Here is a 12108-nt window from a genome sequence, read left to right on the forward strand (position 1 = left end):
TATCAGGTTTCGCATGAAGAAGAGCGCTGGATGCGGCAATGACCCGCCCGGCGCTCTTTTTCCTGCTGCTAAAATATTTTCTTCGTCTGCTGATCGGCCTTGAGCATCTCTGCCGCCTCCCGGAACCGCTGGGAATGCACGATTTCCCGTTCGCGGAGGAAGGTGAGGCTGTCGATCAGGTCGACGTCATCGGTCATGTTGATCAGCCATTGGTAAGTAGCGCGCGCTTTTTCCTCTGCTGCCACGTCCTCGTAGAGGTCGGCAATCGGATCGCCCTTCGCCTGAAAATAAGTCGCTGTAAACGGCGCACCGGCGGCATTGTGGAAGAAGAGGGCCTTATCGTGATTGGCATAATGCGCCCCGAGGCCCGCTTCGATGAGCTGATCGGGCGTGGCATCCTTGGTCAGCTTGTAGATCATGGTGGCGATCATCTCCAGGTGGGCAAGCTCTTCGGTTCCAATGTCGTTCACGATCGCAATGACCTTCTCCGGGAGCGTGTAGCGTTGATTCAAATACCGCAGGGCCGCGGCCAGCTCGCCGTCAGCGCCGCCATACTGCTCGATCAAGTACCTTGCCATCATGGGGTCGCATTTGCTGACGCGAACGGGGTACTGCAGCTTTTTCTCATAGATCCACATGCCTCTGCCTCCTTCGTATTAGACCTGCCAAGGCCAAGGTGCTTCCTTCCACGCGAAAGGCGAAGGGGAATAGCTGTTGCCGAAGTGATAGAGCGGCCCGAACATAGACTGAAAATGATGCTTCAGCGTCATGCTCTTCTGCACGAACTGATTGTACTGCGCGATAGCGGATTGATCGTCCGGATGGGTGTCCAGGTAGAGGTTCAGCTCAACCAATACGAAATCCGTCTCCTGGATCTCCTGCATAAGCTCGTAATACTTGTGCTTCTGCTCATCCGTCCAGCTGGAGGCATGGGTCATTCCCGGTTCCCTCCTTGCTCATAGGGATTGGTATACGGCGCGAACAGTGCAGGCCACAGTGTTCCATGCCTGAGGGCTTCCTTCGGCTGGAACTGCGGCAGGCCGCAGGGCTGGAAGCCCATATAGAGCTGCGGCGGCGTCTCGTAGGTCTTGACACGGACCGGCGGGCAGGGATCGAAGGGACCGACGAAGGGCGTATAGCTTTTTCTGGTTGTATACATGGGTAACTCCTCCCGGTTTAAGGCTCTTATTCTTATCTCTATGCGGGCGTAGGGCTGTTTCATACGTCTGGTTTGGCAGGCGCAGGCCGGTTAGGGACAGCAGGCAGCGGAGGAAGAATATCGGCGGTACAGCATGGGGAAGCTAACGGAAGCTCTCATGGAAGGAGGAATTAAAAGTGAGCAACCGAATTGAAGAAATCAGAGCGGACCAGCAAAATTTCCTCGACAAGACCGATGACGAAGTGAAGGAAGTTCCATCGCACACGACGACCAATGACGATGCGGTGGAAGCGATGGTATCGCACCTGAACAAATATGACGAGCAGGAAGAGTACCAGAAGCCGGAAAATCAGGAGAACAAATAACCTGAAGAGAACGGCGCAAGCAAGAGGTCCCTTGGGGGATTTCGCGTTAAGGGGGGGCAGCCGGAGTAAATCTGGCCGTCCTTTTTTTATATGGGGAAGGTTAAGCGGGAAAACAACCCGAACGATATCGGTCGCGCAAACCAAAACGTTCGGAAAAATAGCGAAAATCCTTATGAGAACCATTGACACTCTGCTTTCAATCCAGTATTCTATCAAAGGCATGAAAAAACTCGTATATCCTCAATAATATGGTTTGAGGGTTTCTACTAGGAGCCAATAATTCCTAACTACGAGTATGGGATCCGTGTATTTCAACGCATCCTATACAGGAGTTGGGATTTTTTATATTCAGGAACATGGAGGCAGGAACGAATGGACAGATGGTTTGCGCTTAAGGAACGCGGCACATCGGTGGGAACTGAGATGCTGGCTGGTATTACAACCTTTTTTACCATGGTGTATATCGTCATTGTGAACCCGGGTATATTGAGCCAGGCGGGACTGGACTTTAACGGCGTCTTCATCGCCACAGTGCTCGCCAGTATCGTGGGCACGCTGATTATGGGACTCTGGGCCAACTACCCGATTGTCATTGCGCCGGGCATGGGGCTGAATGCGTACTTCGCCTTTACGGTGGTTGGGGGCGGAGAAGTCAGCTGGCAGGCAGCATTGGGCGCCGTCTTCGTGGCCGGGATTATCTTCGTGCTGCTGTCGCTGACCTCCTTCCGCTTTATGCTGCTGGATGCGATACCGCAGAGCTTGAAGCATGCCATCACGGCAGGCATAGGCCTGTTCATTACCTTCATCGGCTTGCAAAATTCCGGCATCGTAGCGGATTCGCCTTCCACGCTGCTCACGATCGGCAATCTGACGGAACCGATGACGCTGCTTACCATCATCGGCCTTACGATTACGGTTGTGCTGATGTCCTATGGGGTGAAGGGCTACCTGTTTGTCGGGATGCTGATCACGGGCATCATTGCCTGGTTCATGGGCCTTATGGATCTGCCGTCCAGCTGGGTAGGCCTGCCGACAGGCTTGTCCGCGACAGCGATGCAGATGGACATCGGCGGGGTGATCTCGAACGGCTTGTATGGGGTTATCTTCACCTTCCTCCTGATCACATTGTTTGATACGACAGGCACGATGCTCGGCGTGGCCGAGCAGGCCGGACTGCTGAAGAATAACAAGTTCCCGCGTTCAAGGGGCGCACTGCTGGCGGATGCCGTCGGCACGACCACTGGTGCCATGCTGGGCACAAGCCCGACATCCGCTTATATCGAATCCAGCGCGGGTGTTGCGGTAGGCGGCCGGACAGGACTGACAGCAGTAGTCGTGAGCGCGCTGCTCGGACTGACGCTGTTCTTCACGCCGGTGATCTCGGTATTGGCCGCTATTCCGGCAATTACGGCCCCGGCACTCATTATCGTCGGCTTCCTGATGATCAGCACGCTGCAGAAGATCGACTGGAGCGATTTTGAAGTGGTCTTCCCGGCCTTCCTGATCATTGTGCTGATGCCGCTGACTTACAGCATCGCAACGGGTATCGGTGTCGGCTTCATCGCGTATCCGATACTGAAGGCAGTCCGCGGCAAGTGGCGCGATGTACATCCGATCTTCTATCTGTTCGCAGTTTTGTTTGCCGTCCAGCTTGCGTTCTTTGCTCATTAACGGGCATGCGAGGCAGCAATAGAATCATAAGTTTACCGACCCTCTTGCAGGCGACCTGCAAGGGGGTTTTTTACCTTCCATAATGCGCTATAATTTTGTTTAACAACGGGAGGGAAATGGGATGAATAGGCGTTTGACAGCTGCGGGGCTAGTGACGGCGGTATTAGGTCTGATGCTGCTCTTGGGAGGATGCAGCTCCGCTAATGAGTATTCAATCAATCAAGCAGATATTATAGCGGAGCTCCTGCCTGACGGTGACTTGTATGTAGAGGAGCTGTTCACCTATACGGTCCGCGGGGAGTATGACAGGATAAGCCGTTATATGGATAACTACGGGGATTCGAACATCGAGTTCTTCGAGGCTTACATGCCCCCGGATGACCGCGAGCTCGGTAATTTCGGTTATGAGGGTCTGGAGCGTTATCCGGTTTCCTTGGATGCCAAGCGAGGCTCTTATTACGCCGATGTGCATGCAAAGGATGAAACGGTGCAGGTGTATTACCGCTACCGGCTTGATCAGGAAGCCGTGAAATACCCGGACGGCGGAGAGCTCGATTGGACCGTGCTAGCGCATAATGAAGCGGATCATCATAACGTAACCGTAATCGTGCGTGCACGGGAGCATGTGAATGAACCTCTAGTCGGCTACGCTTACGACCGTTCCGGAGGTTTCCTGGCGGACGCAGCAGACCGGCAGGTCCGGTATGAGAACAAGCTGCTGCCGGAGCAGGACACGGTGAGACTGAAGGTATTCTTCAGAGCGGAAGCGGTCCCGGATACGGAAGTGACGGCGGGAACAACACGGGCGGAACGGATGCTTGAGGAGACGGCGCTGAAGCAGCAGTTCGCGAAGCGGGATGATCGGCTCGATGCCGGCCGTGAAGCAACGCTATGGCTCAGCTGCATCGCAGCTGCAGGTGCTGCGTTCTATGCGCTCTCGCTGCGCAGGCTTACAGCCTGGTGGAGAGGACGGCAGGTCTCGCACGAGCAGCTCGAACAGATGGACCCGGTCCGACTCGTTCACCTTTACAGGAAGGGTGAACTCAGAATGCCGGATGTGCTCGCGGGCGTTTTTTTCCTGCGCCGCAGGGGGATGGTCGATATCTCCATGGTTGAGTCGGGTACACGATTTCAGGAGGATCGGAAAGCGCCGAAGCAGCTGCCGCAGTTTGCATTCAGGGGGAGCCGTTCTAGACTAAGGGGGGCGGAGCGGCATCTGGTCAGCTGGCTGTTCGGCGGGACAGGCGTGTTAGATCTTGAGAAAATCTCGGGGCCAACGGCGGCCGAACGCAGACAGAAGGGCTCCATGAAGCCATACATACAGCGTATCCGGCGGTTTAGAAGAGCGTTCACCCGGTGGCGGATGCTCTTGGAAGCACAGGAAGGACAGACGAAAAAGATGGTGGGAATCGGAGAATACAAGCCGGGGAGGTTCATTTTTTCTGCGCTGGCTCTTGTCCATCTGATCGTAGTCATCTACTTGTATATGGCGGATGTACAGCCGCTAGGATGGATCGCTGTATTGGCGCTCGTTCTTGGGGGAAGTGCCGTCTGGCTTACATTGCGCACCCGTCATAAGGGCTTCATGACCGCATACTTGGCCGCTTGTTTCTTTGCGGTCGCCCAGATTGTGCACGAACCGGTGGTCATGGAGTATTTTAACTTCGTGCTGCTGTCACTGATCCTTGTATGGCTGCTCCCGGGCAGAGTAACAGATCGTGACTCGGAAGCGTTCCGGAGCGCCATCAAGCGATATCGCCAGAGGCTGGCAAGGGGCGGCGACGGAGGAAGTGATCCGGCTGGTCTCGAACGGATGATGGAGGATGCGCTGCTGCTTGGCGTGGGCCTGCGATTCTTGAAGCATGCTGGGAATAATCAGGCGGGTCCCGGCTTCTATTCGGCATCTCCATTGTTCGACCCTGCTGCGCATGAAGCAATCAACTATGCCTTTATTCACTCGTGGAAGCATATAGAGCGGAAGCTGTCTGGATCAGGCGGAGGCGGATACGGAGATGGCGGGAGCGGCTTCTATGGAGACGGGGGCTTCGGCGGAGACAGCGGCAGTGATGGAGGGAGTGACAGTGGAGGAGACGGCGGAGGCGGCGGAGATTGAGTATCTTATATGTCTGGTACCTGCCAATCCTCGAGCGTTGGTTAGGGGAGAGTTCAGAGCAGAATAGACGACTGTGACGTATCGGGGCTGTCTCGAAAGTCATAATGACTGCGGGACGCCCTTTATTTGGCGAAAATTTCAGGAGCGGTCAAGGCTGTGAAGCAGCCTGAGTTTGGCGCAAACGGTTGCGTCATATTTCGTGATAAGCAAGCCAGAAGGCTCGGTGTTATATGGGGATGGAGAATAGACCTTTGAACCAGGGTTAGCAGCTGAAACTGCCTGATATATAAGGGGAAATGAGTCCGGCGAATGTGGGGTAATTCCCTTATTGAAGAAAAAAGGTTGACAGATTATTCACATGGATGCCATAATTAGGCCTAAGAAATGCAAGCGTTTGCATTTGATCTGTTGTAAGTGTTACATAGGGTTATACCCATAAGGTTATCCTCATCTACGTTGTAACTGTGAGAGAAATACGGCTGCCGCGCCGTACCTCGCAAGCCCATCGTTATCTAGTCAAAGGATACTTCAGCTTCGAGCGACGCATCCTGGGACTTTTTATTATCAAGTATTATGTAAGCGCATCCAAAGTGAACCCAAAGGAAGCTGGTCACTTCAAATCCGTTATTTACAGCGAAATGCTGTAAAAATATAAGCTTAAAGGAGATGTGTTAATGAGAAAGATGGCAAGACCGTTCTGGAAGTATGTGCTGTCTCTTGCGCTGCTGCTTCAAATTGTAGGTGCTGCCGGTGTGCCGCAGGCGAATGCTGCGAATTCGTACGGGCTGCCGGCAACGACGAAGGAAGGGGTTATTTTTCACGCCTGGAACTGGTCGTTCGATAACATTCGGAACAATCTCCCAGCGCTTGCTGCTGCAGGCTTCAAGTCCGTTCAGACATCCCCGATCCAGGGAAGCAAGGAACCGACGATGCAAGGCAGCAGCTGGTGGGTGCTGTATCAGCCCATTAACTTCAAGATCGGCAACGCTCAGCTTGGAGACCGGGAGGCTTTCCGCAGACTGTGTGAAGAGGCTGAGAAGTACGGCATCAACATTATTGTAGACGTGGTTGCCAACCATACCGGGAATGCAGGAGGAGGCAGTCTGCAGTACCAGCCTGCAGCCAATGTTGATCCGGCAATCAAGAATAACTCGAATTTCTGGCATGAAGCCAGAGGAGTTGAAGATTGGAACAACCGCTGGCAGGTTACGCAGTGGGGCATCGGCCTTCCGGACTTGAATACGTCCAATCAGCAGCTTCAGGACATGATCATTGCCTTCCTCAATGATGCGATTTCGCTAGGGGCTGACGGCTTCCGCTTCGATGCAGCCAAGCACATTGAGCTTCCGAACGAGACGGGCGGTTCGAACTTCTGGACGCGGGTGCTCGGTTCGCTTCAGAACAAGGAAAACCTCTATATCTATGGTGAGGTTCTGCAGGGCGGCGCGGACAACTTCGCTGGCTATGCCAACTATATGAACGTAACGCCTTCGGAGTACGGACATCAAGTCCGGAACGCAGTCGGCTTCAGCAGCAGTAAGAACGTGAATTATGCCCAGCACTACGGCGTCAGTGTGAGTCCGTCCAAGCTGGTGACATGGGTGGAGACGCATGACACCTACGCGAACGATTCAGCAGAGTCGACCAACATGAATCAATGGCAGACCGAGATGGGCTGGGCCATGATCGCTGCCAGAGCAGAGGCGACATCGCTGTACTTCAACCGCCCGGCAGGCAGCGGAAAATTTGGCAGTCCGCTTGGCGCCCCCGGCAACGACTGGTGGAAGGACCCGGACATAGCAGCGGTGAATAAATTCCGCAATGCTATGGTGGGTCAGCCGGAGTATCTGCGGACGCAGGGCAATGAGATTATGCTGATCGAGCGCGGTACGAAAGGGATGACAATCGTTAACCTCGGCGGCACAGCGCAGATCAATTCGCCTACAGCGCTCGCAAGCGGCACGTATACGAACAAAGCCAGCGGCGGCGGCACATTTACGGCAGCGAACGGCCGTATTACAGGAACGCTCGGGGCAGGACAGATTGCTGTACTGTATGGCGCAGGAGACCAGCCGGGCACCGGAACTGAGAACGAGATGGTCAACGTGACCTTCAATGTCCAGAATGCGACGACTGTGATGGGGCAGAATGTGTTTATCGTTGGCAATATTCCTGCACTCGGCAGCTGGAATCCAGCGAATGCAGTAGGTCCTGCCAGCCCTGCGAATTATCCGACCTGGACGATTACCATTCCGCTGCCGAAAGGGACAGCCATCGAGTTCAAGGCGATCAAGAAGGATGCCAGCAATAATGTAGTGTGGGGAAGCGGAGCGAACCGGACATACACCGTATCGGCGAGCAATCCTACGGTAACCTTCAATTTTAATAATTGACAGCGTTTGCAAGGAGGGCCTGGCGGCCCTCTTCTTCTTGAGCGGCGGCAGATGAATGATGAACAGCATTTACAGGCATCTTTAGAGGAATGTATTCGAGATATTACAAGGGCGGAGCTCCATGATGGAGCTTCGTCTATTTTTTGGGCATAAATGTCCCATACACTGCCACACTATAGACAACCATTCCCACGCGAGGCGGCTTGCTGGGGAGAGATCATGACAAGGGGACATGGCGATGAATACAGATGCAAGCAGGACAGGTGCCACCTCCTATCTCCTGTTAATGGCGAAGTGGCTGTTCTGGGGGAGCTTAATCGGCGCGGCAGCGGGCTGTACAACTGCCTTCCTGATCACTATGAATGATATTGTGACGGATACCCGGAAGGCTTCCGCTTGGCTGCATTACCTGCTGCCTCTCGGAGGCGCTGTCATAGGATTTCTCTACCGGTACTTCGGAAGCGGATCCAGGGCGGGTAACGATCTCATTCTGGAATACATCCATGAAGGCGCCAAGAAAGTGCCGCTGCGAATGGGGCCGATTGTATTTGTCGGGACATTCATTACCCACCTGCTGGGGGGATCAACGGGCAGGGAAGGAGCCGCCATTCAGATGGCGGGAAGCCTCGCGGAGGCGGTCAACCGGATCTTCCGGGTCAATAAGGAGGACCGGCGGATTCTGCTGATTGCCGCAATAAGCGGCGGCTTCGGCTCAGCGTTCGGTACGCCGATTACCGGGGTGGTATTCGGGATGGAGGTAGTCGCCCTTGGGCGCATGCGCTACGACGCGGTTGTGCCCTGCTTCATCGCCAGTCTGCTGGGACATTTGGTGACCACCCTCTGGGGAATCAAGCATGAGCATCATGTGATCAAGCAGCTGCCGGAGATGACAGCCCTGACCTTCGGGAAAGTCTTCCTGCTCGCTGCTTTATTCAGCTTGGCCAGTGTGCTGTACAGCCAGATCAGGCACGGTGTATACCATTACTGCAGCAAGCATCTACCAAACCTCATTATCCGCGGCTTCCTGGGCGGGTTGGTTATTGTCGGGCTGACCCTGCTGATTGGGTCAAGAGACTATCTCGGACGTGGTCTGCCGATGATCGATCAAGCTTTCGAAGGAACGGTTCCGCCGCTCGCCTTCTTCAGCAAAATCATCTTCACAGCTATTACCATGGGCACGGGCTTCCGCGGCGGAGAGGTCATTCCGCTCTTCTTTATCGGCTCCACGCTCGGCAATGTGCTTGCGCCGCTGTTTGCGCTGCCGGTCAGCTTCGCGGCTGCTCTCGGCCTAGTCGGCGTATTTTGTGGAGCGGCCCAAGCGCCGCTCGCCTGCTTTGTGCTGAGTCTGGAGCTGTTCGGCGGCAAGGGGATGTTCTATTTCTTCATCGTATGTATCGTAAGCCACCTGTTATCAGGTTATCACAGCATCTATCCGACGCAGCAGGTATACGAGCCGAAGAGCCGGATGTTTAATTTGAAGCCGGGGGAGACGATTTCGAGTGTGGAGAAGGGCAGGAGAAAATAGAGAGGTGTTGAAGGCTGTGGAGCTGTCAAGGTCGTTTACTGGAATCCTTGAGGGCCTGCAGCATCTGCTCCAACTCTCCAACGGTCACTGGTCTTGCATGCCGCATCAGCTCATACCCGATTCGCCCGTTAACTTCAATGGTGGCGCTCTTCAGATCGGATATCTGCAGGTTGCCGAGCTGACGGAGCCTCATCTCCAGCTGGTGCTGGGTGATCCGCAGCTTTCGAAGCGCCTTGGCATCCACCGTGCCCTCGCGGACCACGACTGTCGTTCTGCCCGTCATCAGCCGTTCAAACCAGGGAAGCTTGAACTCCAGATACTCAAGCAGCATCAGGTAGAGCAGGAAGAGACCAACCGTAGCGGCGGAGCGCCAGACAGCCTTCTCTAGAATACCCTGGGCCAGCAGATTGCCGATCGAGATCATGATAACCGTCGTGGCTGCCGTCATCTGCGATATGGAGCGGCGTCCCGAGAACCGCAGCATCAGAATGCCGAACAGAACGATGAATGCGCTTTTCCACACAATATGCCAGGTAATATCCATAAAAGCCCTCCCTACATCCTTATTATGCCAACTGGCAATAGGGTTATTCTTGTTGGGAGAGCGGGTTTTTTATTGTCTGTAAACGAATGATTTATGGCCTGTACGTGGCGTGATCAGACTGCATGACAAGGCATGGATCTAACTATTGTCCAAGGAATTTCTGGATATTGTCTATGTTAGAACCGGGTAACTTGCCTTATCATTGACTATGATAATCATTATCACTGGGAGGGAGCGGATGACATAGCCAGCAATTATCACACAACATCAGCAGGCGATATTAATCACATTAACTAAATGAGAATGAAATTCATTATCACAATATAACAAAGGCTGGTGAGTCATTCTGTCGTGAAGGACAAAGTGGTTTTGGTAACTGGAGCTGCCCAAGGAATCGGCTGTGCGGTCTCAAGGGCATTGGCTGAGCAAGGCGCTGTCGTTGTTCTCGCAGATCACAATGAAGCAGTTTTGCATGAGCTTGAAGACGGGCTGGCGGCTGATGGTCTATCGGGCGTCCCGCTTGTTATGAACGTGAGCGATAGCAGAGCGGTCAATGATACGGTCGAAAGAGTGGAGCGGGAGACAGGTCCCATCCACAGTCTTGTCAACGTCGCGGGCGTGCTGCGGACCGGTCTTATTGCATCCTACAGCGATGAAGACTGGGCGGCTACCTTCGCCGTGAACACCACGGGTGTGTTTAACGTCTCGCGAGCTGTGCTTCGTCACATGATTCCGCGCAGATCAGGCTCGATCGTGACCGTGAGCTCCAATGCGGCAGGTGTACCCCGGATGCAGATGGCTGCTTATGCGGCTTCCAAGGCCGCGGCGACCCATTTTACCAAGTGCCTCGGGCTTGAGGCCGCAGGCTACGGCATTCGCTGCAATGTTGTGTCTCCCGGTTCCACCGATACCCCTATGCTGAAGGGCTTGTGGGCGGATACCGCGGGTGATGCGAAGCAGGCGATAGCCGGCTCGCTGGAATCGTACCGTACGGGAATTCCTCTGCAGCGAATCGGCGCGCCGGCGGATATTGCGGGTGCTGTACTCTTTTTGCTGTCGGATAGCGCTCGTCATATCACAATGGAAGATCTCCGCGTAGATGGCGGAGCAACGCTAGGTATCTAATTTCATGAGAAAGGGGTTGTATTGATGATTCCACAGCACCAGACTGCCCTTGCTTCGGCCGAGGGGCTGCTTAATCGATATCATTCAGGCAATTGTTTCTTTCTGTCATCCCCGCAGGGTACCCTGCTTACGGAAGGTGAGCTGGCTGTTGTAACAGGAGAGGAGCAGCAGTTTCAAGCCTCGCTGGTGTCACAGAAAGTGAAGATCATATGGGAAGAGTTGAAGCGGAGCGGATACGACAATCCCATGATAGTCGGCGCCGTTCCCTTTGCTCCCGGTAAGCCTGCCAGGCTGATCGTTCCGGAGAAGGTGTTCTGGGAGGACCGGACACAGATGGATGCGGATGCGGGCAGCGGGGACCAGCAGTCCCCGGGAACGGTTCTGAAGCTGGAGGAGGAACCATCTCCTGCTGACTATATGGACGGCGTAGAGAGGGCACTCGGGAAAATAAGAGCCGGCGAGCTGAGCAAGGTGGTCCTGTCCAGAACGCTGCGGCTGACTGCCGCAGCTGACGTCGATCCGGCACAGCTGCTGCGGCAGCTGGCTGCGAATCGTTCGGGGAGCTACACATTTGCGGTAGACCTGCCGCATGCTACCTTAATCGGCGCCAGCCCGGAGCTGCTCGTCTCCCGCAGGGGGAAAATGATGATTACGAATCCGCTGGCAGGCTCGGCGGCCAGAAGCGCCGACCCTGTAGAGGACCAGCGGCGCGCGGCCAGCCTGCTGACCTCCGGGAAGGATTTGCATGAGCATGCTGTTGTGGTCGAGGGAATTGTTGAGGCACTGCGTCCATTTTGCCGTACATTGGAAGCCCCGGAGCGGCCATCACTCATTCAGACGCCAACGATGTGGCATTTATCCAGTGAAATCAAGGGCGAGCTGCTGGACCCGGCAATTACCTCGCTCGATCTTGCGGCGGCACTGCATCCAACACCTGCTGTCTGCGGTGCGCCTACCGAAGCGGCCAGGGAGGCTATTGAGGAAATTGAACCCTTTGACCGCGGATTCTACACAGGCATGGTCGGCTGGTGCGACTCGAGAGGCGATGGAGAATGGATCGTGACCATCCGCTGCGCGGAGGTGAGCGGCCGTGATCTGCGGCTGTTTGCGGGGGCAGGCATTGTGGAGGGATCGGAGGCTGCGGCGGAGCTGCAGGAAACCTCCGCTAAGTTTAGAACCATGCTTCATGCCATGGGGCTGGATAATTAGAGGG

Annotated in this window: 11 protein-coding genes and 1 riboswitch; of the genes, 7 read left to right on the plus strand and 4 right to left on the minus strand. The window is 54.8% G+C overall.

Going from position 1 to position 12108, the window contains the following annotated elements; genetic code table 11:
* Positions 1-68: 68 nt before the first annotated feature.
* Genes DNH61_RS12315 through DNH61_RS12325 form a run of 3 tightly spaced genes read right to left on the minus strand, consistent with a single transcriptional unit; the run spans position 69 to position 1159 of the window.
* Positions 69-638 (minus strand): manganese catalase family protein, encoded by a 570-nt coding sequence (locus DNH61_RS12315; protein WP_111146954.1) that lies wholly within the window; start codon positions 636-638, stop codon positions 69-71.
* Between the two features lie 18 nt (positions 639-656).
* On the minus strand, positions 657-938 hold the full coding sequence (locus DNH61_RS12320) for a spore coat protein CotJB (RefSeq protein WP_111146955.1): 282 nt from the start codon (positions 936-938) through the stop codon (positions 657-659).
* Positions 935-1159, minus strand: a complete 225-nt coding sequence (locus DNH61_RS12325; RefSeq protein ID WP_111146956.1) for a spore coat associated protein CotJA — start codon at positions 1157-1159, stop codon at positions 935-937. Before DNH61_RS12325 ends, DNH61_RS12320 begins: the two co-directional genes overlap by 4 nt.
* A gap of 176 nt (positions 1160-1335) precedes the next feature.
* On the opposite strand from DNH61_RS12325, the gene DNH61_RS12330 reads away from it, so the two are divergent.
* The 5 genes from DNH61_RS12330 (at position 1336) to DNH61_RS12350 (ending at position 9226) form a co-directional block, all read left to right on the plus strand.
* Positions 1336-1524: a hypothetical protein gene (locus DNH61_RS12330; protein WP_111146957.1), complete on the plus strand. Its 189-nt coding sequence runs from the start codon at positions 1336-1338 to the stop codon at positions 1522-1524.
* A gap of 210 nt (positions 1525-1734) precedes the next feature.
* Positions 1735-1834, plus strand: a riboswitch (purine riboswitch).
* 62 nt (positions 1835-1896) lie between these two features.
* Positions 1897-3195 carry an NCS2 family permease gene (locus DNH61_RS12335; RefSeq protein ID WP_111146958.1) on the plus strand — a complete coding sequence of 433 codons (1299 nt, stop codon included), beginning with the start codon at positions 1897-1899 and terminating at the stop codon, positions 3193-3195.
* Between the two features lie 121 nt (positions 3196-3316).
* Entirely contained in the window at positions 3317-5308 is a 1992-nt protein-coding gene (locus tag DNH61_RS12340) for a DUF2207 domain-containing protein (RefSeq protein ID WP_111146959.1), read from the plus strand.
* A gap of 674 nt (positions 5309-5982) precedes the next feature.
* Positions 5983-7701, plus strand: coding sequence for a carbohydrate-binding module family 20 domain-containing protein (locus tag DNH61_RS12345; protein ID WP_111146960.1), 1719 nt, complete (start codon positions 5983-5985; stop codon positions 7699-7701).
* A gap of 238 nt (positions 7702-7939) precedes the next feature.
* Positions 7940-9226 carry a voltage-gated chloride channel family protein gene (locus DNH61_RS12350; protein WP_111146961.1) on the plus strand — a complete coding sequence of 429 codons (1287 nt, stop codon included), beginning with the start codon at positions 7940-7942 and terminating at the stop codon, positions 9224-9226.
* 25 nt (positions 9227-9251) lie between these two features.
* On the opposite strand, the gene DNH61_RS12355 is transcribed toward DNH61_RS12350, so the two are convergent.
* Positions 9252-9770 (minus strand): DUF421 domain-containing protein, encoded by a 519-nt coding sequence (locus DNH61_RS12355; RefSeq protein ID WP_111146962.1) that lies wholly within the window; start codon positions 9768-9770, stop codon positions 9252-9254.
* A gap of 351 nt (positions 9771-10121) precedes the next feature.
* On the opposite strand from DNH61_RS12355, the gene DNH61_RS12360 reads away from it, so the two are divergent.
* Complete coding sequence (locus tag DNH61_RS12360) at positions 10122-10895, plus strand: 2,3-dihydro-2,3-dihydroxybenzoate dehydrogenase (RefSeq protein ID WP_111146963.1); 774 nt, start codon at positions 10122-10124, stop codon at positions 10893-10895.
* A gap of 24 nt (positions 10896-10919) precedes the next feature.
* Positions 10920-12104, plus strand: coding sequence for an isochorismate synthase DhbC (dhbC, locus tag DNH61_RS12365; protein ID WP_111146964.1), 1185 nt, complete (start codon positions 10920-10922; stop codon positions 12102-12104).
* Positions 12105-12108: the final 4 nt, after the last annotated feature.

It is taken from the genome of Paenibacillus sambharensis (genome assembly GCF_003233845.1).
In the GTDB taxonomy this organism is placed as follows: Bacteria; Bacillota; Bacilli; order Paenibacillales; family Paenibacillaceae; genus Paenibacillus_I; species Paenibacillus_I sambharensis.